This is a genomic window from Chryseobacterium sp. 22458, from assembly GCF_052044975.1.
GTDB lineage: Bacteria > Bacteroidota > Bacteroidia > Flavobacteriales > Weeksellaceae > Chryseobacterium.
In genome coordinates, this window is the sequence record NZ_JBQEOA010000001.1 from 192,874 (window position 1) to 216,825 (window position 23,952).

Sequence of the window (23,952 nt, forward strand, 5' to 3'; positions counted from 1 at the left end):
ATACTATTATAAAACTTTATTAACCAGACGTATGAAAATAAGAAATCTGACAATGGCAACATTGGGAATTGCGGCCTGTTGCTTTATTTCCTGTAAACAAGATAAAACTGAGGCCTCCCGTGAGCATTATATCGAGACGAAATATATGAATCAATCGGTAAAACCGGGCGATGACTTCTATGAATATGCCGTTGGAAGTTGGATGAAAACGGCGAAAATCCCTGGTGATCAGTCTTATATCGGTGGGTTTTATGATATTGTAGATTCAACAAAGAAAAGAATAAGAACTGTTCTGGAAGATGCAGCAAAAAATCAGGGGAAAACCGGAAGTATTCAGCAAAAGATAGGTGATTTTTATGCTTCCGGAATGGATTCGGTGACCATCAACAAACGTGGGATTGAGCCGATGAAACCATTGCTGGTAAAAATAGATGCCATCAAATCCGTACCGGAACTTATGAAGTTTGTCGCTGAAGAAGAAAAGAACGGTACAGAAAGCCTCATTGGTTTTATGGTGTATGCTGACCAGAAAAACAGTGCGATGAATATTGCATGGCTGACACAGAGAGGGCTTGGGCTTCCTGACAGAGACTATTATTTCAAAAATGATAAAGAAACCAAAACTGTTCAGGATGCTTATAAAAGCTATCTAACTTCGTTATTCAGGCTTACCGGCTCTGATGCTTCAACGGCGACTAAAAATACAGAAACGGTTTATAATATTGAGAAAAATTTAGCATCATCCCATAAAACAAATGTTGAGCTTCGTGATGTTGCTGCAAATTATAACAAAGTAACCCTGTCCAAAATAGAAAAGGACCAGCCCAATTTAAACTGGAATCAGTTTTTTGCAACTTTAGGGGCAAAAGTAGAATCACTGGATATGGAGCAGCCTGCCTATTATGATAAGCTGAATACCATGCTGAAAACGGTTCCGCTTTCCGACTGGAAGCTATACCTGAAAGCGCATTCCCTTAATTCTTATGCAGATCTGCTGAGCAGTGATTTTGAAAAAGCCTCTTTTGATTATAAAAAAGTACTGTCTGGGCAAAAGAAACAAAAGCCGAGATGGGAACTTATGGGAATAGCTGCTGATAAAGGGCTGGGCGATGCTTTAGGACAATTATATGTCGAAAAATATTTTCCACCGGAAGCGAAAAAAAGAATGGACGAGCTTATTTCTAATCTGACCAAAGCGTTTGCCAAACGTATTCAGCAATTGGATTGGATGAGTGATGCAACCAAGAAAACAGCAGAAGAAAAGCTGAACGCCATCGGCCGGAAAATAGGATATCCTGATAAATGGAGAGATTATAGTAAAGTAAATATTGATAAAACCAAATATTTTGAAAATACGATTGCCTGTAACCGTGATAACTTCGAATTTCAATTATCACAATTAGGAAAACCTGTTGACAAAACCTTGTGGATCACAACACCGGCTACTGTAAATGCGTTTTATAATCCTTATCTGAATGATATTAATTTCCCGGCGGCCATATTACAATACCCGATGTTTGATAAAGATGCTGATGATGCCATCAATTATGGCGGAATTGGAATGGTCATAGGCCATGAATTGACCCATGGGTTTGATGACCAGGGTTCCCAATATGACAAGATCGGAAATATGAAAGACTGGTGGTCTAAAGAGGATAAAACGAAGTTCAATGAAAAGGTAAAACAAATTCAAAAACTTTACAGTGGCTTTACAATTCTTAATGACCTTCATGTGAATGGTGAATTGACTACCGGAGAAAATATTGCTGATTTTGGAGGAATTGCCATTGCATATGATGCATTTAAAATGACAGAGCAGGGAAAAGGAAATAAGAAAATTGACGGCTTTACACCAGATCAGCGATTCTTTTTAGCCATGGGAAATGCATGGCGTACAAAAATGACCGATGAACTGTCCCGTCAGCTTATCAACGTTGATACCCATTCTCCGGATTATTGGCGTGTTTTGGGTCCTTTAATGAATTTTGAACCGTTCTATAAAGCATTCAATGTGAAACCCGGTGATAAAATGTACAAAGAACCAAAAGACAGAATAAAGATCTGGTAATAATAGGTATCTCTATAAATGATGGTACTTAATGTATATACTCAAAAGGCTGATCGGAAGATCAGCCTTTTGAGTTTTTATTATCGGCTATTTTTCTATTGAGAACGCATTTACTGTTAAACTTTACATTTTTAGCGATAATTGCTAATAGCCGATTACTTGCCAAGCTAAGCAGGTAGACCACCTTGGTGGAAGTCTGTGTTTTGATTCAGGAAGCTTGGTTTCTATCTGCTGTATCAAAAAACAGAAAAGGATACTATTTTTTTGGAGCCATCTGGTTATACCTTTACTTCATAATTAAATAAATTAATATTTTTATGATGACAACAAGAAATTATTTATTGTCTACTATTATTACAGGTGGTTTGGTACTTCTGGGAGGGAGCAATATAAAAGCACAATCAAAATCCCATGTAGACTCCGCTACTACCAGAAAGGTATTTGAACATCATATGATGGCCTTCCGTAAAGGAGATGTTGATGAAACCTTAAAAGATTATGCCGAAGATGCTGTAATCATTGTAGAAGGAGTAAATGCAAAAGGATACGTAAAAGGATTGAAGGAAATTCGTGAGCAATTTGAAAGAACATATAAAGATTACTTTCCTCCTGCAGTGACGGCAACTTTAAAAGTGAAAACGGTTACAATAGTTGGTGAAGTAGCGTATTTAACCTGGGAAACATCAAAAACAGACTTTACAACAGATACTTATATCGTAAGAGATGGTAAGATTGTAGCTCAGACTTTTGCTGCAAAACTTAAATAAATCTTATAATCCGGGAGATACTATTTCCTTTTTGTTCTGTAGAAGATCAATACACAGAAGAATTTTTACTCATCTAATGGATGGCGAGACGGAAATTAAAAATCAGGCACTTACAGAAACTGATAAACGAATTGGCGAGAAATATGTGACGGAAATCCTCATTCACAGGAATCTAAATAAACTTGATTAATCCGTTCATCCGAATGTTATTCAGCATAATCCTTCCATTGGAGATGGAATAAAGGCCCTTAAAAAAGCTTTGAAAAATGATGAAAAAGAATATATAACGATTCATAGAATAGTTGCGGAAGGTGAATTTGTTGCAATACAGTCAGAAGGAACTATTCGTGAACAGATCCATACATTTTGGGATATCCTGAGAATTGACGTCAATGAATTAATTGTCGAGCAATGGCAGGCTGTAGCCGTATTCCCAGACAATGCTGAACATTCTAACGGTCCTTTTTAATCTTGCTGAATATTCACATTGAAATATTGGATAGGTATGTAAGTTGTTTAATATCAATTTAGTATAAGAAAAATAATAAAAATGTTTGAAAATAAAATTGCACTTATTACCGGTGTAAGCAGAGAAACAGGTTTAGGTTATGAAACAGCTAAACGGTTAAAAGAATTGAGGCTAACAGTAATTATTACAGCCCGTGACATTGAAACGGTGAATACTCTTGGAAAAAAGCTCAATGTAGATGCTGCACAATTGGATGTTACCAGTCAGGAAAGTATTGATAAGCTGGTGGCAAGCATTATAAAACAATATGGAAAACTGGATGTACTGATTAATAACGCCGGGGCTTTTTTCGATCAGGACAATGATGTTTTAACTGTGAATCTAGATTTTATGAAAGATGCTCTGGATTTAAATCTTTTTGGAGCATTGAGAATGATACAGAGCTTTTTTCCATTATTGAAATTGGCAGACTATGGAACTATTGTTAATGTAACTTCTGGCATTGGGTCTTTTAGTGATCCCATATTTGGCTTGGAAAACTATCATGCGGATGTTCCGGCTTTTGCTATTTCTAAACTGGCACTCAACGGACTCACTGTGAAATTAGCGAAGAGACTGAAGGAAGATCAAATAAAAATAAATGCTGTTTGCCCGGGATTTGTAGCCACTACTCCCGGGTTGGAAGCTTATGGGGCCCGGCCTGTTATAGAAGGCGCTGATGGAATAGTTTGGGCAGCAACTTTACCAAAAGATGGTCCAACCGGCGGATTCTTCAGAGATAGAGAGGTCATAGGCTGGTGATTCTTAAAAAGAATGATCCAAAATCTATCCGAGCTCGGATGTATCAAAAATATTGATGATTAGTGTTTTTTTTGATAACTTCGGGTTCGGATTCCTTTTGTGAAAGAGATTGATGACTATTTTATATCATCAGTGAAATAAATAATAGAAAAACACCATCCCTGATGGATAACTGCACCCTTTTACGATGAGGGTTATTTTTTATGAAACGACTTCCTTAATTGAACAGGAGTCATTCCTGTATGTCGTTTAAAAAATTTTGTAAAATTAGATGGATCATAATCTAACTTTAGAGCTATCTCATTGATGGGAGTTTCGGTATGAATGATAAATTCTTTTGCAATATCAAGAAGTTTTTCTTCATACAGTGCACAGGGAGATTTTCCTAAAACTGCACTTACGGTATCGCTAAGGTGATTGGGATTGATAAATAACAATTTGGCAAAGTCATTAATCTCATAAGCCATATCAACCTCACCAGATTGCAGATCTGCTAAATGTCTGTCTAATTCAAATAAGAACTGTTCAGTAATTTAATTTTTTCTATCTTTTCGTTCTATTATTAAATCATTTTGAATATTAAAATAATGACCTTCTGCTATATTTGATTCTTGTGAAAAGTTATGGCAGTTGTTCTTTAATATCTGACAATTTTTTACTACGCTAATATAATTAAGATATAGGTCAACTTCCTTAAAAAATGATAACATTTATCATTGATATACCTCTTTTTTATTAAAAGCAGTATTGGTCCATATCCACGTGAAAGATACTTAGGTGTTAGCCATCCGGGTAAGACTCAATCCTTTTGCAGATATTTTTGAAGTCTCAAATTTTCAAGCTTAAGAAGTATTTTTTACAGTTTCATCAATAAGAGAAGGTTTTATGCTTCTACTTTGCAGTTTTCATTTTTCATGATGTATTTCAACAATCAGGCTTACTTGGTTTAATATTATTTACAATTATCATTTATGTATATTTAATGAAATATGAATATCAAAATTCAAATACCTATTTGGGAAATTTATACTCTGAGCTTAAAAAAATATAATGAAATTAAATGGTTGATTATAAGTATTGTAAAATTGTAAAATAGGTTAAATAACATGATGAACCATCCCTTCTCTCTGCATTCAATTGTAGGGGGAAGATTATTCTTACTGTTATTCCTGTTCGTCAACTTTCAGATTATTTCGGCTGCCTATACACATGAAACCACTTCATCGGAACTGTCTACGCCACCCACTTCCTTATTTATTTCAGAAGGTACTATAATTTCAGGGATGGAAAAAGTATATGTTTCACATGTCACAAAAGACAAGGTAAGAAAAAAGTCCAAAAAAAAGGTACGCTTTACATCCAATAAAAGAAAACAAAAGAAAAAAGAAATCATTTCTCAGCCTGTTAATAATAACAAGAGAACAGAAATAATTTTCAGGAGGGGAGATTCATCAGAAAAATCATCATTACTGGCTGTTTCTGATGGTGATATGCAGATTGTTAGACCCGACAATCATACCATGAAATTTTTTCTGCCTGTTCCTGCTGACACAATGCCGGTCCTGATCTGTCTTCGTGATGTCTTTCTGAAGAAATTCAGTAAAAGCCAGGCTCTTTCAAGTTTTAGATTATTTCAAAATTTCAACAGGCCTCCACCTGTCTTATATTCGACTATCGCCTAAGAAGTCTTCAGATCGCTTTTTATTCAATAAAATTTCCTCATGATTATTCTGTAATTCGCCAATTCAACTGATGCGAACAGGTAAGATTTTGCATTTATTCTTTCAGTTGGAACTCTGGACCATCTCCGTGTATATAATGGTAGAAGACAAAACTGCAATGCATTGACGTTGATCGGAAATGAATCTATAGAAATAGGCCATCATTTTGGAAATAATAATTTAAAGAAAGAGCACATTCATTCTCATAAACCTATTTAAAAATCATGGAAAAACTACTTCTGCCCATGGCAATTATACTTGCTGCAACGGGCACTGTAAAGTCTCAAATTGCCATAGGAAAACAGACCGTCACTAATGCTTCTGTATCTTTGGAATTTGCAGATACAGAAAATCGCGGACTCATTTTGCCTTATGTGGAAAATCTGGCAGGAATCACTGAAAATGGTACAATCATTTATGATACGACCGACCACAAAGTAAAATACCTAAAGGATTCCGGTACATGGACGGATTTGAGTGTGGACAACACAGGAACCGCCAATATTGTAATCCAGACCAACAAAACTGAATCTACAACTGCGAAATCAGTCATCGGATCAGCAGCTGCTACAGACAGCACTCCAGGAATATTGGTTTTATCCGATGCCAACAAGGCCATGATATTACCCAAAATGGCCAGTCCACACCTCAACATCATCGACCCCGCCCCTGGAATGATGGCTTATGATACCATAAAAAAACAACTTGCAGTGTATAACGGAACAGTATGGACCTTCTGGAAACCTTAGTTTTCAGGAGTATGTGATTCAAATATTCCTAACTCGACATGACAAGCCATTAAAAACTATTAATGATATACTTATGAAAAAAATTTTATTAACCATCTGTATGGCTCTGCCCACATTATTTGTGCTGGGGCAATCGCCCGGGGGGGTAGCGTCTCCCACGGCATGGTACAGAGCAGATGCCTCTGTTTTCTCTGATGGAGGAACCACGCCTGCTGCCAATAATGCTTCTGTTTACCAATGGAATGATTATTTGGGAACCGGAAGAAATCTTGTACAGATAACAGCGGCAAGAAGACCGGTTTATTCCAATAGCACAACATTGGCCAATTTTAATCCGACAGTAACATTTACAAGGACAGGCAGCCACTGGATGGAATGTGATCCCGGAACCGGAAACGAAATTATAAACCGGGCCTCAGGAAGCTTCTATTCTGCAGGCTTCATGAACTCAGATTTTTTAGGAACAGCATTAGGGTCGGGATTAATCGGATTTAATGATGATATGGACTATCCAGGTCTCCATACGTCGAATAACAGTCAGTTTAATTTGTTGATGTATGCTGAAAATGGGAGTAATTATACTCCTGTTTCAACAAATGCATTCACCTACAAAAACTCATTTGTAGCAGGTTCTTCGTGGCAAAACGGAGCAAGTACAACCAGTCCCGCAACATATGGTGCAGCCACAGTTTCACTGAATGGAACACATACCTTTTATTCTGGTAACAATTTCAGAAATGTCAATACAGTCAATACGGCAAGACAATTCAGAATAGGTGGTGATACTGATTGGGGATATCTCAATGGACAGCTTAATGAGGTTCTTATTTACCAGAACATCCTTACCAACCAGGAAAAAAACCGCCTGGAGTCTTATTTAGCGATTAAATATGGTACAACACTTTCCGGGAATTATCTCAACTCTACCAATGGTATTGTATGGAATTCTGATGCTTTATATCAACACAATATTTTTGGTATTGCCCGTGACAATAACGGCGCTTTACACCAAAAGCAATCCAGAAGTGAGAATAAGGATCAGAAACTCATCATTGGGAACGGAACGGGATTATTTAATACAAATGCAGCCAATACCAATACCCTTACAGACGGCCAATTCCTTCTTGTGGGGGATAACGGTTTAAAACAGGCGCTGAGCACACCGTTAGTTTATACAGGAGGAACAAATGGAGAAACAAATTACCGTTTTGAATCAGTCTGGAAAGTACAAAATACAGGCAGCGTTGGAAATGTTACGGTAGCCTGGCCGAAAGGAATTGCTAATCTTTACCTGGTACAGTCAACGGATTCAGTATTTGACAATACAGATAATTTTACACCGATGATTACCGAAGTTACTGTAAACGGAGTTGTTTACAATACGGCAACAGTTAATTTAGGAGATGGTGAATTCTTCACATTGGCAGGATACGAATTTGCTCCCGGAGGGGTAACTGCTGCTGCATGGTACAGAGCAGACGGTTCTGCAAACCTGTTTTCGGATAATGGTGCAACTGCAGCTGCTGATAATGCTGCAATACAGCAATGGAATGAGTTTAATAATAAACCTTTCCCATTATCCCAATCTACAGTAGCATACCGCCCTCAGTTTTCAAACACAGCTACACTGGCTAACTTCAACCCGACAGTAAGTTACGACGGAACTCAAAAGTGGCTGCAGTATGCTCCGGCAGATGCCACAGGATATATCCTTGACAGAAGTAAGGGGGCATTGTTTTCTGCAGGGAATACAACAGGTCTGGCAGCAATGTTTGGATTTGGAGCGGCAGGGGCCTCAAATACAACAGATGATCCGGGTCTATACAGCTATACAGGGAACAAATTTTTATTCTATCCGGTAATTACTGAATTTGGCGCTCAAAGTACCTACACGGTCAATGGTTCTTATATTGGTGGTGGAACCTGGGAAAACGGAGCAGGAACAGCAGGAACCAATGCTGTTAATATTACCCTAAACGGATTTCATCAGACTTTTAATACCGGAATTTCAAATGTAAATACCGCCGCTACACGTAATGTACTGATGATCGGTGGAAGTGCAGACGGAGTACCTCTGAACGGACAACAGAATGAAATGATTATCTTTTCCAATAAGTTAACCGATGATGAAGTAAATAAAGTAGAATCTTACCTTGCCATCAAATACGGAAAAACACTGAGTAAAGAACAAAGCAGAAACTATCTCAGTTCTGCAGGTGTCGTTGTTTGGGGAGGATCTGCTAACAATAACTATTATAACAACGTTTTTGGTATTGCAAGAGATAATATTTCAGCACTTTATCAAAAACAATCCCGAAGTGGAAACAGCAACCAAAAGCTGATAATAGGTGCAGGAAATTCTTTGGCAAATACAAATGCAGCAAATACCAATACTTTAGCAAACGGACAATTCCTTATTGTAGGAGATAACGGATTGCAACAGTCATTTACTACTCCATTGTTGAATGCTGCAGCGCCAGGAGGAGAAACCAACATTCGTTTTGCATCGATCTGGAAAATTCAGAATACAGGTACTGTTGGTCAGGTAATCGTAGCCTGGCCTAAAGGAGCCTCAAATCTTCATTTGGTACAGTCATCCAATGAAATATTTGATGATACGGATATCTTTACCTCTATGACTGCTGAAGTTACTGTAAACGGGGTCGTTTATAACACAGCAACAGTTAATTTAAGCGATGGTCAGTATTTTACATTTGCCGGATTTGCTTATGCTCCGGGAGGTGTTGTTGGTTCAGGTTTCTGGGTAAGATCAGATGACCCGGGAAATATTGCTACGGCGTGGAAAGATCATTCTGCAAATGCTGATGACATTCCTGCTGCGGGAACATGGACACTTTCACTTGCTGACAGAGCACACAATTTCCATCCTTATACCACAGATTACAGCGCAACTAAAAATTTCCACAATCCAAATACACAGTTAAATCCGGACGGCGGAACTAATCTTACTTCTTATTCCATATTTTCTGCAGTAAGACCAACTACTGCTGCTACGGGTCGTATCACAGGTATAGGCACAAACGGTGGTGCCGGTTATGGATCAAACCCTTCCATTGCCATGCTGCTTAGTGGCGGATTAGGATACCCTAATTTTTATGAGTACGAAGCTACAGCAACGAGTAAGAATTTTTCAACACCGTTTGTTTTAAATACTTCAAGTGTATTTTCTGCCAGTGCTACCAACGGAATAGCAAGTGGGGGTGAAGCAGTGTATGCAGGCGGTGAAATGAAGTTAGGATTAAATGGTTTATATGAAACTTCGAATGCCGCCAGTACCGCCAACAGATTCCAGTTTGACGGTCCGAATCTAAGAGTAGGTTACAGTACCTATGGGACGGGAGCAGGGGTCTTCTCCGGTGATATTATGGAAGTTATTTGGTACAAACAATTATTGACACCTGATGAGCAGTCGAGAGTAAACACTTATCTTGCTGTAAAGAACGGCGTTACTTCAGCAGAAAATTATCTTGCTTCAAATAGTGATATTGTATGGAACAGAACGCTTAACAGCGGATATAATAACAACATTTTCGGTATTGCAAGAGACAATATTTCCGCATTACACCAGAAACAGTCAGGAAGTGTAAACGCATCACAAAAGCTGGTTATTTCTACCACAGGTTTTGCAAATACAAATGCTGATAACAGTACAGATCTGGCAAACAACCTACAATACCTGATGACTGGTGATAATGGTTTGACGCAAAAGCTTATGACAAATACATCATTGATTTATACAGGTCCTAATGGTGCAGTCAATCACCGTTTCGAAGCCATTTGGAAAGTACAAAACTCCGGAAACGTAGGTACAGTTACGGTTGCATGGCCAAAAGGAGTGAAAAATTTATATCTGGTACAGTCTCCGGATGAAAGTTTTGAAGCAACTGACACCTTTACACCAATGGCTGCAGAGGTTACTGTAAATGGTGTGGTATATAATACTGCAAATGTAACATTAGCGGACGGGCAGTTCTTTACCTTTGCAGGTCTGCTTACAGACTCTTGTGTAAGCGGTTGTAACGACAATGCATTCCTTAATGCAAATAATCCCAATACCATAGAATATGATAACCTGATTGCAACAGATATTGCAGTTATGGCAAAAGAAAAAGACGGTACGTTTAAGATTTGGGGATATGTAGCATCACCTAAGACTTCTCCTTCTAATTCAAATTTATCGTTGGATCTTTTAGTTCCGACGGCTATTACACCGGCAAATGGTTTTACCTATACTGGTACACCTTTGAAAGTTGCAATTACAGGTAATCATGCCCTTACAAATTCGGCATTATTAACTACAGACGGGCTTTACACGTGGGGAGGCGGAGGCTACCTTATTAATTTAGTTCATAAAGATACAAATCAGGGTACACCTGCATTTAGCAAAGTAACAGTTAATGGTAAAGCAGATGGTTTGCCTCCTGGGGTTGCACCAACGGACGTGAAGATGATGTTTGGTAATGAAATTGGACTAGCTATTGTAACCTGTAAAGGTGAAGCTTGGATGCTGTCGAGTATTGCAAGTCAATATGCTTACGGAGATGGTATGCCGGCGACTACTGCCAACACCAGAATCTGGCACCGTATCATGACCTCTGCCACAGAAACGCTGGACAATGTGGTGGCAGTACGTGGCAGTAATAATGCTAAGTTCGCTTTGACTTCTGAAGGCAAACTTTACACGTGGGGACAACACACTTACGTTGGTGACGGTACCGATAATGCTTCTTCCGGAACAGATCGACTTTTTGCAACAGAAGTAGTTGTTCCTGATGGGATAACGCCAAAAATGATCGGAATGGCAGGAAATACTTCTTATTTTCTTTTGGCGACCAATGGAAAGCTATTTGCTATGGGGCGAAATGATTATCAAATTCTGGGATATGGTACTACAACCGCCAGCAATGTATGGAAAGAGGTAACAGCTACCTCTGGTGGTCACACTTTGGGTGGTAATATCACATGGATATCACCGGGTGAACATTCTGCTTTTGCTGATTCATTCCCATCAATAAATGTATTGACCAGCGATAGAAAACAATGGGGCTGGGGAAGTAATCACGCATATAAATTAGGTCAGGCTATTACGAATAATTCATCAGGTTATGGCCCTACCTATATGCCGGGTAATACAACCAATACAGACGGAATGGGATTAAATGATGAAATCATTGCTGTAGAAACAGGAGGATTGTTTGCCATGAATTATAAAAATGGCAATCCATATTTTGGTTTTGTAGGGCAAAGTAGTTATGGAACTATAGGAAATGGTACAACCGGTATTCCTTCTTTCCAAAAATACACATATAATACAGGTCTTGTGAATATGTGTGGGTTAGTTGCACTTCCAGGCTCTTGTACCGGTCCGGATTCTGACGGAGATGGTATTGCGGATATGTGTGATCAGGATAGTGACAATGACGGTATTTTGGATCTTGATGAAAACTGCGGAGGATATTATGCTCAAAATGAAAGCGGAGCATGGAAAGGAGATACAGCCTCTAATTTGACCGTAACTTCAGTAGGTACATCGCTGCAAACTGCACCAGGATTTAATGATGGTCATGATCATTTTTATATCAACAGTAATGGTGCTACACAAAGAATTTACAAGTCTCATAACAATAACTCTGTAAGCATTACCTATAGCTTCTCAACAGGGGTTCCTGCAAAAGAACTCGCTTTTTATATAGACGATGTAGATGGTGCTTCTCCAAATAACTCTTCAGGAGCAATCTACACAGTGCAAATAAACGGTGGTAATGCAAGTGGATGGCTTGTAAAGGATACGACAACTAATTTCGGTGCAACAGCAATGAACAGTATGAATTATAATGAGACAGCCGGTACTATTTCTTCATTGGGAGCCGTAAATGACCAAGGAATTCTACTGAGAGGTGTTGGCAATGGGCTGGTTACGTCTTTTACCATTACGAGTAATAATTTTGGAGCAGGTGATGCTGTAGCTTATAGTTTATTTGCTCATAAGACTTGCGATACCGATGGCGATGGTATCCCTGATTATTTTGATCTGGATTCTGACGGAGACGGGTGTCCTGACGCCATCGAAGGTGCAGGAGGCTTCACTACAGCCAATCTTGTAGATTCTTCAATGCCTGGCGGTAATACAGGAAGTGGCTATACCGGAACTGCAGGGCCTGTTATCAAGAACCTTGGTAATACCGTAAACGCTAATGGAATTCCTACCATTGCTAATACCGGTCAGGCTATTGGAAGTGCCCAGAATGCTTCTGTTTCGGCCTGTATTGTGCCATTCTGCTATAAGCCGGGTATCTTAACAGGAACCACACTGGACACTAAAGTAGGAATTACCGCATTAGGCAGAGCAGGAGCAGGCTCCGATAACTGGCCTATGGTAAGAAAAGGAGGCTGGCTTGCTCTGGAAGCGAAGACCAAAGGTTTCGTTCCTAACAGGGTTGCATTTGATGCATCCGGCAATCCGGTGGGTATCCCGGCAGCCAGCTTTATTGAAGGAATGATGGTATATGATACGACCAACAAATGTATGAAGATATACACTCAGAAAGAGGGTGAGACTTCTATGGCATGGCATTGTATCTCTATCCAGGCATGTCCTGACTAAATTCAAACAAAGCTTTTTAACTGAAAGTTTTTAATACCACAGCCTTGTTAAGTTTTTTAACAAGGCTGTTTTTTAATGATTCAAAAATATGATTGCAAATTTTGAACAGCATAATAACCAAAAAATATAATATGAAAATCAAAACAATTCTTAGAGAACGTTTCAACTACCCATTTCCTGATCTGATCAGTCCATTTGCCAACCGGTTGCAAGAAATAACAGATAACCAATGGATTGATGGTGAGCTGAGGGATTTGATACCAGCGTCAACAAGGGAAAAATACAAACGTACGAAAACAGGGTTCATGTTTGCCCGTTGGTGGCCTAAAACCCAAAGCTTTGAACGTTTTCTTCCCTTGGGACGATTTATGTTGTGGTCTATGTATAACGATGATATGTATGAAATGGCTACACCTGCTGAGGTAAGGAATGCCCAAAGACTATCAATTGCCATTCTTAAAGGTGAAACAGGTCCTGAGGAATCTCTTTTGCCGCTTGGTTATCAGCTGGATGCAATACGCAGGGAGTTTATGTACTTTATTCCATCAACCTCCATAGACCGGTTTGCCGATACCTTGAATGAGTATTTCGACGGTGTAGAGATGGAAGTACTTTATAAGAAAAACAGGATTTTTCCATCTATCGGTAATCTGCTCAATATTAGAGTAAGGAATCTGATGATCTGCGCATTTATAGAGACGATAGAAATTCAAAATGAGGTTACATTACCGGAGGATATTTACAGACACCCAACCATCAAAAAGACTCTACCTTCTCACTACCAGAATTATCGGATACTTCAATGATGTACAGTCTTTATTGAAAGATGAGGAAAGTGGTGATATTTACTTTAATGTTGTAAAAGCTTTGCAGCATCATTATCAGCTATCCAAGGAAGATGCATTGGAAGAAACCATACGTCTGCATGACGTTGATATGAGTGAGTTTATGGTATTGAAATCAAGTCTTCCTGATTTTGGAAGATGGAATGATGATGTTATGAATTTAATAGAAGGGATGGGATTTTTCATGAAGGGATGGCAATCCGTTTCATTGCTGGAAACGGAACGCTATGGTGAAAATGGTTTTCCAAAAATAGACGAACTTCCCACTATGTAAAAATGCAATTTACTATAAAAGGATTTATTCTAAAGACTGGGGCCGTAATCTCAGTTTTTTATTTTAATGGTTATGGAATATTCTAAATCTTGTATTTCAAAAATTTCCAGTTTTACTAAGTTTTTTTGTACATTATTTGTGAATTCTATTTCCCGATACAGAATTTCGAGAAAATATTCCCCAATACTTCATCATTCGTAACCTCACCAGAAATCTCACCAAGATGTTCCAAAGCATTTCTCAATTCATAAGCCAGCAATTCTGTAGAAATCTGGAAAGAAATAGCTTCTTTTACTTTATTTACAGCATCCAAAGACTTCTGTAAAGCTTCAAAGTGACGTTGGTTGGTAATCACCACATTATTTTCTTCCGATTTTAATTGCTCAACGTAAGATGATAACTCATTTTTAAGATCCTGCATGTTTTGATTTTCAACCGCAGAGATCTTGATGAAGTCAAACTCGTGAGAAATGGCGTTTCTGAAAATATCTTCTACCGTTTCATATTTTGCTGGACTAACCTCGTCTATCTTTGTCGCACAGATAATTAATTTCAGATCTTCTCTTAATAAAGACTGGATCATGTCTATATCCTCAGAAAAATCTTCAGTAGCAGCATCAGCCAGATAAACTAAAATATTGGCATTTTCTACCTTTTCTTTAGCCTTTTTTACTCCAATAGCTTCAATTTCATCCATTGTTTCACGCAAACCGGCTGTATCAATCAAACGGAAAGCATGACCTTTAATATGAAGCACCTCTTCAATAGTATCTCTTGTGGTTCCGGCAATATTACTTACAATAGCCCTTTCCTCTTTCAGCAAAGCATTCAGAAGGGTAGATTTGCCGGCATTGGGTTTTCCGATGATGGCAACAGCAGTACCATTTTTAATAGCATTTCCGTATTGGAAACTTTCAATCAGAGAATCTAATTTGACTTCAATTTTATCTAACAGCCCGTTCAGAGCACTTCTGTCTGCAAATTCCACATCTTCTTCAGCAAAATCAAGTTCCAGCTCAATTAAAGAAACAAAATTTAAAAGATCAGTTCTTAATAACGATATTTCATTGGTAATTCCACCCTTTAGCTGGTTGATAGCGACTTTTCTGGAAGCTTCATTTTCGGAAGCAATCACATCTGCAATAGCTTCTGCCTGCGAAAGGTCAATTCTTCCATTGATAAAAGCACGAAGCGTAAATTCTCCCGCTTTTGCCATTCTCGCCCCATTTTTAATAAGGGTTTCAAGAATACGTTTTCCGATATGTGGTGAGCCGTGAAAAGCAATTTCTACAGAGTTTTCAGTAGTAAAACTTTTTGGTGCCAGGAAAATGGAAAGCATAATTTCATCAATAGCTTCTTCACCATCCATAAAATAACCGTAATGAATAGTATGGGATTTCTGCTTCTCCAGCTTTTTAGCCGGAAAACTTTTTTGAACTACAGGTAAAGCTTCATTTCCTGAAACTCTGATAATGCCTAAAGCACCTATTCCGTTGGCAGTGGCCAATGCACAAATGGTATCGTTATTCATGGTGCAAATTTACGTTTTTTAATGCAATTTTTTTAAGTCAGGGTCATTCTGTTTTTACAATCAGACTGATTGATCAAATAAAAAAAGATTCTTTCCTGAATGCTGTATTTAAAGAGAAAGTCGGGGGTGTAGTATCTGTGTAGAGTAGTGTATTGAAAGCTTTGTCTCAACTTTTGCATATGAAAATAATACTATTAAAAATACAGAATTCTGTTTATTAAACACGATTAAATTATATAAGAAAATTAACATTTAAATTTTAAATATTATAAAATTTCTCTTACATATAAATGACTTTTAAAAGAATTAATTTATTGTAGTATAGCTGATTGCAGATGTTTTTGGCCGTGTTTGGAAATAGTTGTCTTGTTCAAAGATTGTCTAATTATAAAAAAATTAAACACTTGTTTGGTATCTTAATTGTTTATTAGATTTCCCGTATGTTGAAATTTCAAAAACTTATCCTTAAACCGTGAATAATTTGTTAAAATACTTTAAAAATATATGAATAACTTAATTTTTTGCCCTATTAATAAAAAAATACTATTTTTATTAATGGTTGTTTTCTATGGTGCAGCCAGTGCACAGTGTACGGCTTATACGGGACAGCCCATGTTTGCCGGTACTACATATTGTCTTAATGGGAATCTTAATGTAAGTACCAATATTAGTATTCCAAACGGAGCAACACTGATCATTCAATCCGGGCAACTGCAGTCTAATAGTATTCAGGTTGAAGGAATTCTGGAGATTGGTGATGGGGCAAGTGTGAAATCTACAGGTACCGTTAAAGTAGGAGCCTTTAATTCCCAAAAGAATTCAAAAATTAAATTGGGAACCAAATCATTTTTATCTCTTGTAGGTTCCGTAGTTCAGGAAGATCCTACATTTTTTGGAAACTCTCCGGGATCCACTTCTGTCATAGAGATGGGAACAAACAGTGTAGTGGAAATCTGTGGAACATTTACACAGCAGTCTACCACGTACCCCTCTGTTGAATATGTGGGAATTCCTACCGGAAAAGCTTATTGTATTGCGAAAGCTGATGTAAGTGGTGGCGGTGGAAATGCTATTATCAGTGATGATAGTCAGATTGTGGCTATTGCTATGGGAAATGTGACAGGACTTGGTATGGGAAACGCAAGTTTCTGTGGCCCAAACGCTACATCCGCCACCTGTCCGTCACTTTGGCCGGAAGGATTATCTGATGATAAAAATAGTTGTGGTAATGCACCTACAATTATTGATGAACTTGATGGGTTCTGTACGAAACCGGGAGCAACAGGAACTCCGGATGGCGTTACTAAATTCGGAATCACAGTACAACAGAAAAACAACTCATGGCCTGAGAATATTCCTAACGGATTTCTGGCTATGGAATCAAAAGACAAAGGATTTGTGGTGACAAGAGTTCAGCATGTAAGCCAGACACCGCAACCCGGAGATGCTATTGCAGAACCGAAAGAGGGAATGCTGTTGTATGACATTCAGGACAAGTGTATAAAATTATACAACGGCACTGAGTGGAAGTGTGTGGAAAGAAGCTGTAATGATTAACCTAATAAGACAATCGAATGAAAAATATAAAAAATATAAGTATAGCAGCCGCTCTGATCTTTTTTAATGTATCATTTGCTCAGGTAGCTATAGGTAAACAGACCGTTGATGGTGGAAGTACAGTTCTGGATTTTAATAATGTACCCGGGAATACAAAAGGATTGATCCTTCCGGCTACATCAGGAGCTGCTACCGGATCACTGGTTAATGGAACATTTGTTTTTGATACATCGGATAATAAAGTTAAAGTATATGAAAATGATGTATGGAAGCCTTTATCGGATGCAGGAAGCTCAACTGCTGTTGTTGTAAACGGGACACCAGAGCTAGGGAAGGGGGTTGTTATAGGAGAGCCAGCCAGTACTGCAGATGGGGTATTGGTGCTTGAATCGGCCAATAAAGCCATGATCCTGCCCCGGATAAATACACCACATCTTAATGTGAAAAATCCATATCCCGGAATGATGTGTTATGATACGGCGAGTAAAACATTGGCGGTATTTGACGGATCAGTCTGGAACTATTGGAAATAAATAAATCGTACCCGGAATACCGGTATAAATATCTCTCGAAACAACTGTATTTACGTATACAGTTGTTTTTTTTATCAATATCTCTAATGACGGGAGCTTTTTGTCAGTAAAAAATAAGAGACCGCAACATAGAGTGCAGTCTCTTTTAGCTAAACAAATAATGTTATAAAATATCTTTATGCTCAAGATACTGTATCATCATAAAAGTAGTGTGTTATTAGGCCTCTTTTTTTTCATTAGTGTTTTGGGTTGATATTACTTGTTTAGTCTTGAAAAAATCTCACCTCTGCAGTTTTTCACCATTGATGTTTTTCTGTTTTTTACTTTTTATTAAATTTAATTCTGGGTGCAGAGGGAGACTGTTAAGTTGATTAAATTGCTGGCTTATTTTAAATTTTTACTTTTTGATTCGATGTATATTTTTCACATCACAAACATATCCAATAATGATGAAAATTTCCAAAAAATGACATACGACATAGCTACACTATTAAGGTTGTTAGTGTGGTAATGTTTTGAATTTCAGGTTATTATATTTTATGGTATCAGGGGGGTAATTAATTTTTAATAACGTTAAAAATAAGGTGTATGATCTGTGTATCATTTTTTTACCACATGTTTGTGGAAATTTTATTGAAAATAATCTTTTAAGGCGTAAAATTTATACTTCCATCATAAGAGGCGAAGACCAAAAATATGAGCTTTTATTTTACTGGAATAATAAAAACGGTTCAAAATGATTTAACCTGAATAGATCATTTTGATATTTTATACAATCTGAGCACTTTCTTTTATACTGTTCATGACAAAAATACTTTTGGTCTGACCGATTCCTTCAATTTCTGATAGCTTGTTCACAAAAAATTCATGAAACTCATCCATATTAGGAGCAAGAATTTTAAGCATGAAATCAAAATCACCGCTGATGTTATAAAACTCAACCACTTCTTTCAGTCTGCCAACTTCTTCAATAAATTTTCCGGCCGTTTTTTTATTGTGAACATTCAATGCGATCATACAGATTACCATCATGCCTTTATTAACCTTTTTACGGTCAACCACAGCCGTATACTCTTTAATGATTCCCTGTTTTTCCATCCGTTTGATGCGTTCATGCGTAGGTGTAGGACTTAAATTGATCCTTGCCGAAATATCACGGACACTCATTTTGGCGTCCTTTTGGAGAAGTCTTAAAATTGAAAGGTCTTTTTCATCCGGAATATAATTTTCTGTTGCCATTTTGTTCTGTTTTTATAGGTTTTTCCTGATGGATCAGGTGTTTTGTTCTTTTAAATATTTTAAATATTAAATATTGTTCCAAATTTAGGGTTAAATTTTCAATTACGTTCTGTTAATTTTAATTTTGCAGGAAATTTGAATACATGGATACAAGGAAGAATATAATATTAATTTTAGCATCGGTTGGAACATTTGTAGAAGCATTGGATATTGCCATTATTAATTTAACCATTCCTTCTATTCAGCAGCAGTTCGGAATTGGAGCAGAGACTGTTCAGTGGCTTCAGACGCTGTATGTTTTATTTTTCGGAGGCTTCCTGATTATCGGAGGAAAGCTTTCAGACCAGATCGGAAGAAAGAAAATGTTCTTATGGGGAGCTTTGATTTTTATGCTGACCTCTTTAGGAGCAGGATTATCAGAAAAATTTGAAATATTGGCAGTATTCCGGGCTTTGCAGGGATTAGGGGCAGCATTGGTAATGCCGTCAGCGCTGTCAATTGTTACCAATACCTTCAGGGGGGAACAGGAGAGAAACCGTGCCATAGGGATTTTCAGCTCATTTGCTGCCATTGGCTCCGGAAGCGGTCTTTCAGTAGGGGGAATTATCAGTACTTACCTCAGCTGGCATTGGGTTTTCCTGATCAATGTTCCGATTCTCTTTATCACATTGATTCTGTCTTATTATTACCTTCCCGCAGATGAGAAAAATGAAGCTGTTCAGAAAACGGATATTGTTTCCGGAATAGTAATGGTATTAGGACTTTTAAGTTTAACATACGGAACTCATGAATTGGTTCATGTTAAAGACCAGCCTTTTATGGTAATAGGCTCTTTGGTACTGGCTGTATTGCTTTTGATCATGGTTTTCTACAGGTTGAGATCCGTTGCAGAGCCTTTGTTTGATTTGCAGTTATTCAAACACAGATCATTAGTAGTTTCAAATGCGGTATTCTTTGCATTGGGAGCATTTTTTATAGGATTTCTGTTTCTTATTTCCCTGATGCTGCAAAAAGATATGGGGTACAGTGCTGCTTCTTCAGGATTGATGCTGGTTCCTTTCAGTATTCTGTCTGCTTTGACAGCTAAATTTATCCTGCCTCACGTCTCAAAACGTTTCAGCTCTTCACAAATGGGTGTTTTGGGATGGTTATTTATGCTGACCGGTGGAGTACTGTTGTTGATTTCAGTTTATACAGGACATCCGTTAACTGTTGTTTTATTAGGAGCAGCGTGCATTTCAGGAATAGGAATGACATTCTGTTTTACAGCACTTTCAGTAATGGGAATTCAGGATGTTGAACCTTCAAACTACGGATTGGCATCAAGTTTGAGTTCTACAAGTTACTTTCTGGGAGCTGGAATTGGACTGTCTTTCATGACTTTAATGAGCCAGGTTTTTCCTTCTGATTTTGCAGTAGGAAGCCTGAATCTGATAATTTTAATAGGATATGCCCTTTCAGCACTGGGAATGTTATTCTACTTTATACTGAAAAGCTTAAAAGTGAAACAGGCAAAAGTAGCCGTTTCATCATAAGCGACCTTAAAATTACACAAACTATATGAGGAAAGAATCGGTGCTTTATGTGTCGGTTCTTTTTTGTAAATATATATTGTGAATTCATATTCTCTCTTTAATCAGTACCTTTGTCTTTCTGCTATACATCATGAAAATACAAATCATCAGTGACCTTCACCAGGAATTCGGAAGTACGGAATTATGTTTTGATAATGCAGATATTGTTGTTCTGGCGGGAGACATCAACCTTGGGACGAAAGGCATTGATTGGATTAAAAATGCAATCCCCGATAAGCCTGTACTCTATGTTCTGGGAAATCACGAATATTATAAAGGATCATATCCGAAAACACTCCACAAAATCAAAGAAACCGCCCGGGGGTCCAATGTCTTTGTACTGGAAAATTCATTTGCAGATATTAATGGAATCCGCTTTCACGGAGCTACTTTATGGACAGACTTTTCCATCTTTGGAAACCCTGTCCAATATGGAATGCTCTGTCAGACTAAAATGAATGATTATAAAATGATCAGGCGTGATCCTTCTTATTCCAAAATGAGAACAATAGATACTTTTAAAATTCACCAGCTTTCAAGGCAATGGTTAAAAGAAAGTCTTGAAAATTCAGGAGAATTGACAAATATTGTTATTACCCATCACGCACCCAGTATAAAATCTGTCCCGGAACTTTATAAAGAAGACCCGTTATCAGCCGCTTATGCATCAGATCTTGAAGAATTAATCACCGAATATAAACCTTTGTACTGGATTCACGGGCACATTCACACACCCTGCAGATATACCATTGGAGAAACAGAGGTGATCTGTAATCCTCATGGATATATTGATGAAAAATACAACGGATACGAAAAAGAACTGATTGTGGAAGTTGCTTTATAATAGATTAAAGGTGATCTTTACCTGTTCGCTTTTTGGGAACTATTTATTACCTTCGTTCTTATAATTTTGCTTCATGTCTAAAAAAATCCAACAGAAATCCGATTTTGTTTCACAGTTAGCTTTTGATGAAGTTCTTTCGCAGGTTGAATTTGATCTCAGGATTCAGGAATTTGTGGTTATGGAAATCGACAGAGCCAATTATATTATAAAACCTAATATTCCCTACCGTTCAGATTATTTCTGCATTTTTATGGTTCAGAAAGGAAGTGTGAGCTTCAGGCTGGATGATAAAGGTTATGAAGTATCAAAAGGAGATATCGTTTTTTGTCCCATTGCCGAAACGTTCTGGGTAGATCATATAGCAGATGATTATCATGCGAAATACATTTTCTTTTCCGTTGATTTTATTTCCGATGCAGGTTTTAACTATAAATCAAATAATGTTCTGAAAAGCCTTTCATCAGACCCTACGCACATTGTCCGGAATGAGCCTGATCTGTACAGGAGAATGGATTTTCATCTGGATGAACTGAAAGCACTCAACAATAAAGAGAAAGATAATTATTACTTTAATGAAATGATCTGGCACCACTTCTCACTGGTAATCTATGAAATTGATAATTACTTCAAAAAAATTGATAAACCTCATCTGGTTACCCACAGGGAAGACGAGCTTACAACCAGTTTTTTCAAGCTTGTGCAGAAGCATTTTAAAGAAGAGCATAATGTTCAGTTCTATGCAGACAAGTTGTTTATCAGCCGTAAATATCTTACAAAGGTCATCAATAAGACCACATTTAAGTCGCCTCGTGATATTGTTCATCAGGTTTTGGCCGTAGAAGCCAGGTTGCTGCTCAGAAATCCAAATCTGAATGTGAATGAAGTAGCAGCACAGCTGAAATTTTCGGATCAGGCGTCTTTCAGTAAATTCTTCAAAAAACATACAGGCAGGTCACCTTTAGAATACAGAAAAGATGATTTGTATTGATAATCAGTATGTTATAATTTTGATGTCTTTTTGCTAAATTTTGCTATAAATTTGATTTAAAATACCGAATATCATCATTTATTAAGTCTATAAATGATATTTCTCATGTTTTTGAAAATTAGGAGTCTTTCTGACAAAACAAGGAGTTTTTCGAATAATCCTATTCATTTTTTTTCGTTCGAATTTTGTGCGGAAATTTAAAAGGAATATTGTTATGCAAAGATTTTTTATTCAGAAATCAACCATACTTTTCCTCTCGCTGATCGTTTTAGCGGGGTGTGGGAAAAAAAATCAAGACCAGTCTTATCAACAGCAGGCACCGGAACTTCCTGTAGCAACAGTGAAGCAGGGTGACGCTTCTGTTTCCAGAGAATATGCAGCATCAGTAGAAGGAGTTTCCAATGTGGAGATCAGGCCACAGGTAACAGGATATTTAAGCAAAATTTTTGTAGATGAAGGAGATTTTGTAAGAGCAGGGCAGGTTCTTTTCAAAATTGAAGATCAGGTCTTCCGTGAACAGCTGAAAAGTGCTCAGGCAGCTCTGATTACCGCTCAGGCTAATCTTTCAACCTCGAAAATTGATCTTGACAGGAAGAAAGAACTGTTCAGAAATAAAATGGTCTCGGAAATTCAGGTTAAAGAAGCGGAAGCTGCTTATAATGCTGCAAGAGGAGCCGTAAGCCAATCGACTTCATCCATTGAATCGGCTAAGATCAATCTTAATTTTTCTACCATCAAAGCGCCGGTAAGCGGATTTATCGGAAGATTCAATTACCGTCTGGGAAGTCTGATGACGCCGGGTAATCAGGAGCCTATCACATTATTGTCAGACATCCATCAGGTGTATACGTATTTCAGTCTGAGCGAAAATGATTTTAATAATTTTCAGAAACAATATGCAGGAAGCAGCATTGATGAGGTGATTAAAAATACTCCGGCGGTTTCCCTTCTGCTTTCTGGCGGAGAAAAGTATGATGAGAAAGGAAAAATAGATGCTGTGGAAGGACAGTTTAACAAAACCACCGGATCCATTACGCTAAGAGCAAAATTCAACAATCCGAAGAATATACTGAGAAGCGGAAATACCGGGAAGATTATGCTGGATCAGTTTTACAGCAATGTTATTTTACTTCCTGTTGCTTCTACCAGAACCATTCAGGATAAGATTTTTGTATTCTCTGTACAAGGAGGAAAGGCCGCTATGTTACCGGTTGAAGTAGATGGAAAAGCAGGTGATCATTTTATCGTATCCAAAGGGCTGAAGGCAGGCGATGAATACATTGTCAGCGGTTTCGACAGATTGCAGCCGGGAACCCCTGTAGTGGCACAAAAGAAAAATGCTCAACAGAAAAAATCGTAAGAAGAAA

General features: G+C 37.8%; 18 protein-coding genes. 15 read left to right on the forward strand and 3 right to left on the reverse strand.

The genetic code is table 11. The annotated features are described in order from the left end of the window. The first annotated feature begins 31 nt into the window (after positions 1–31). From ACTJJF_RS00865 to ACTJJF_RS00880, 4 genes are all read left to right on the forward strand, one after another. Positions 32–2,068 (forward strand): M13 family metallopeptidase, encoded by a 2,037-nt coding sequence (locus tag ACTJJF_RS00865; protein ID WP_440698354.1) that lies wholly within the window; start codon positions 32–34, stop codon positions 2,066–2,068. Between the two features lie 317 nt (positions 2,069–2,385). After that, positions 2,386–2,835 (forward strand): nuclear transport factor 2 family protein, encoded by a 450-nt coding sequence (locus ACTJJF_RS00870; protein WP_440698355.1) that lies wholly within the window; start codon positions 2,386–2,388, stop codon positions 2,833–2,835. A 259-nt stretch (positions 2,836–3,094) separates the two neighbouring features. Further along, entirely contained in the window at positions 3,095–3,304 is a 210-nt protein-coding gene (locus ACTJJF_RS00875; RefSeq protein WP_440698356.1) for a hypothetical protein, read from the forward strand. An 81-nt stretch (positions 3,305–3,385) separates the two neighbouring features. After that, positions 3,386–4,105, forward strand: a complete 720-nt coding sequence (locus tag ACTJJF_RS00880) for an SDR family NAD(P)-dependent oxidoreductase (protein WP_440698357.1) — start codon at positions 3,386–3,388, stop codon at positions 4,103–4,105. 194 nt (positions 4,106–4,299) lie between these two features. Here ACTJJF_RS00880 and ACTJJF_RS00885 read toward each other — a convergent pair whose 3' ends face one another. Next, on the reverse strand, positions 4,300–4,572 hold the full coding sequence (locus tag ACTJJF_RS00885; RefSeq protein ID WP_440698358.1) for a helix-turn-helix domain-containing protein: 273 nt from the start codon (positions 4,570–4,572) through the stop codon (positions 4,300–4,302). 639 nt (positions 4,573–5,211) lie between these two features. Between ACTJJF_RS00885 and ACTJJF_RS00890 the strand changes: the two genes are divergently transcribed. The 5 genes from ACTJJF_RS00890 (at position 5,212) to ACTJJF_RS00910 (ending at position 14,319) form a co-directional block, all read left to right on the forward strand. Beyond that, a complete protein-coding gene (locus ACTJJF_RS00890) occupies positions 5,212–5,787 on the forward strand; it encodes a hypothetical protein (protein WP_440698359.1) in 576 nt (191 codons plus the stop codon). 263 nt (positions 5,788–6,050) lie between these two features. Then, complete coding sequence (locus ACTJJF_RS00895) at positions 6,051–6,575, forward strand: hypothetical protein (RefSeq protein ID WP_440698360.1); 525 nt, start codon at positions 6,051–6,053, stop codon at positions 6,573–6,575. A gap of 73 nt (positions 6,576–6,648) precedes the next feature. After that, positions 6,649–13,200: a hypothetical protein gene (locus tag ACTJJF_RS00900; RefSeq protein WP_440698361.1), complete on the forward strand. Its 6,552-nt coding sequence runs from the start codon at positions 6,649–6,651 to the stop codon at positions 13,198–13,200. A gap of 101 nt (positions 13,201–13,301) precedes the next feature. Then, positions 13,302–14,006, forward strand: coding sequence for a terpene synthase family protein (locus ACTJJF_RS00905; RefSeq protein WP_440698362.1), 705 nt, complete (start codon positions 13,302–13,304; stop codon positions 14,004–14,006). Continuing rightward, complete coding sequence (locus ACTJJF_RS00910; protein ID WP_440698363.1) at positions 13,915–14,319, forward strand: terpene synthase family protein; 405 nt, start codon at positions 13,915–13,917, stop codon at positions 14,317–14,319. Before ACTJJF_RS00905 ends, ACTJJF_RS00910 begins: the two co-directional genes overlap by 92 nt. Positions 14,320–14,464: 145 nt before the next feature. Here ACTJJF_RS00910 and mnmE read toward each other — a convergent pair whose 3' ends face one another. Continuing rightward, positions 14,465–15,850, reverse strand: coding sequence for a tRNA uridine-5-carboxymethylaminomethyl(34) synthesis GTPase MnmE (gene mnmE, locus ACTJJF_RS00915; RefSeq protein ID WP_440698364.1), 1,386 nt, complete (start codon positions 15,848–15,850; stop codon positions 14,465–14,467). Positions 15,851–16,354: 504 nt separating this feature from the next. Here mnmE and ACTJJF_RS00920 point away from each other — a divergent pair. Beyond that, complete coding sequence (locus tag ACTJJF_RS00920) at positions 16,355–17,407, forward strand: hypothetical protein (protein ID WP_212648979.1); 1,053 nt, start codon at positions 16,355–16,357, stop codon at positions 17,405–17,407. Positions 17,408–17,424: 17 nt separating this feature from the next. Then, positions 17,425–17,940 carry a hypothetical protein gene (locus ACTJJF_RS00925; protein ID WP_440698365.1) on the forward strand — a complete coding sequence of 172 codons (516 nt, stop codon included), beginning with the start codon at positions 17,425–17,427 and terminating at the stop codon, positions 17,938–17,940. 768 nt (positions 17,941–18,708) lie between these two features. On the opposite strand, the gene ACTJJF_RS00930 is transcribed toward ACTJJF_RS00925, so the two are convergent. After that, on the reverse strand, positions 18,709–19,179 hold the full coding sequence (locus tag ACTJJF_RS00930; protein WP_131435042.1) for an Lrp/AsnC family transcriptional regulator: 471 nt from the start codon (positions 19,177–19,179) through the stop codon (positions 18,709–18,711). A gap of 143 nt (positions 19,180–19,322) precedes the next feature. On the opposite strand from ACTJJF_RS00930, the gene ACTJJF_RS00935 reads away from it, so the two are divergent. The 4 genes from ACTJJF_RS00935 (at position 19,323) to ACTJJF_RS00950 (ending at position 23,945) form a co-directional block, all read left to right on the forward strand. After that, positions 19,323–20,714, forward strand: coding sequence for an MFS transporter (locus ACTJJF_RS00935; protein ID WP_440698366.1), 1,392 nt, complete (start codon positions 19,323–19,325; stop codon positions 20,712–20,714). A 130-nt stretch (positions 20,715–20,844) separates the two neighbouring features. Beyond that, positions 20,845–21,597 (forward strand): metallophosphoesterase, encoded by a 753-nt coding sequence (locus ACTJJF_RS00940; RefSeq protein ID WP_440698367.1) that lies wholly within the window; start codon positions 20,845–20,847, stop codon positions 21,595–21,597. A gap of 73 nt (positions 21,598–21,670) precedes the next feature. Next, positions 21,671–22,585: a helix-turn-helix domain-containing protein gene (locus tag ACTJJF_RS00945; RefSeq protein WP_440698368.1), complete on the forward strand. Its 915-nt coding sequence runs from the start codon at positions 21,671–21,673 to the stop codon at positions 22,583–22,585. 214 nt (positions 22,586–22,799) lie between these two features. Continuing rightward, positions 22,800–23,945, forward strand: coding sequence for an efflux RND transporter periplasmic adaptor subunit (locus tag ACTJJF_RS00950; protein WP_440698369.1), 1,146 nt, complete (start codon positions 22,800–22,802; stop codon positions 23,943–23,945). Positions 23,946–23,952: the final 7 nt, after the last annotated feature.

Bases quoted from the DNA above. Each gene is read 5' to 3' on its own strand.
- ACTJJF_RS00935 (WP_440698366.1), top strand. From the start codon at position 19,323: ATGGATACAAGGAAGAATATAATATTAATTTTAGCATCGGTTGGAACA.
- ACTJJF_RS00940 (WP_440698367.1), top strand. From the start codon at position 20,845: ATGAAAATACAAATCATCAGTGACCTTCACCAGGAATTCGGAAGTACG.
- ACTJJF_RS00885 (WP_440698358.1), bottom strand. From the start codon at position 4,572: ATGGCTTATGAGATTAATGACTTTGCCAAATTGTTATTTATCAATCCC.
- ACTJJF_RS00890 (WP_440698359.1), top strand. From the start codon at position 5,212: ATGATGAACCATCCCTTCTCTCTGCATTCAATTGTAGGGGGAAGATTA.
- ACTJJF_RS00900 (WP_440698361.1), top strand. From the start codon at position 6,649: ATGAAAAAAATTTTATTAACCATCTGTATGGCTCTGCCCACATTATTT.
- ACTJJF_RS00895 (WP_440698360.1), top strand. From the start codon at position 6,051: ATGGAAAAACTACTTCTGCCCATGGCAATTATACTTGCTGCAACGGGC.
- ACTJJF_RS00865 (WP_440698354.1), top strand. From the start codon at position 32: ATGAAAATAAGAAATCTGACAATGGCAACATTGGGAATTGCGGCCTGT.
- ACTJJF_RS00950 (WP_440698369.1), top strand. From the start codon at position 22,800: ATGCAAAGATTTTTTATTCAGAAATCAACCATACTTTTCCTCTCGCTG.
- ACTJJF_RS00930 (WP_131435042.1), bottom strand. From the start codon at position 19,179: ATGGCAACAGAAAATTATATTCCGGATGAAAAAGACCTTTCAATTTTA.
- ACTJJF_RS00870 (WP_440698355.1), top strand. From the start codon at position 2,386: ATGATGACAACAAGAAATTATTTATTGTCTACTATTATTACAGGTGGT.
- ACTJJF_RS00910 (WP_440698363.1), top strand. From the start codon at position 13,915: ATGAGGTTACATTACCGGAGGATATTTACAGACACCCAACCATCAAAA.
- mnmE (WP_440698364.1), bottom strand. From the start codon at position 15,850: ATGAATAACGATACCATTTGTGCATTGGCCACTGCCAACGGAATAGGT.
- ACTJJF_RS00920 (WP_212648979.1), top strand. From the start codon at position 16,355: ATGAATAACTTAATTTTTTGCCCTATTAATAAAAAAATACTATTTTTA.
- ACTJJF_RS00880 (WP_440698357.1), top strand. From the start codon at position 3,386: ATGTTTGAAAATAAAATTGCACTTATTACCGGTGTAAGCAGAGAAACA.
- ACTJJF_RS00945 (WP_440698368.1), top strand. From the start codon at position 21,671: ATGTCTAAAAAAATCCAACAGAAATCCGATTTTGTTTCACAGTTAGCT.
- ACTJJF_RS00925 (WP_440698365.1), top strand. From the start codon at position 17,425: ATGAAAAATATAAAAAATATAAGTATAGCAGCCGCTCTGATCTTTTTT.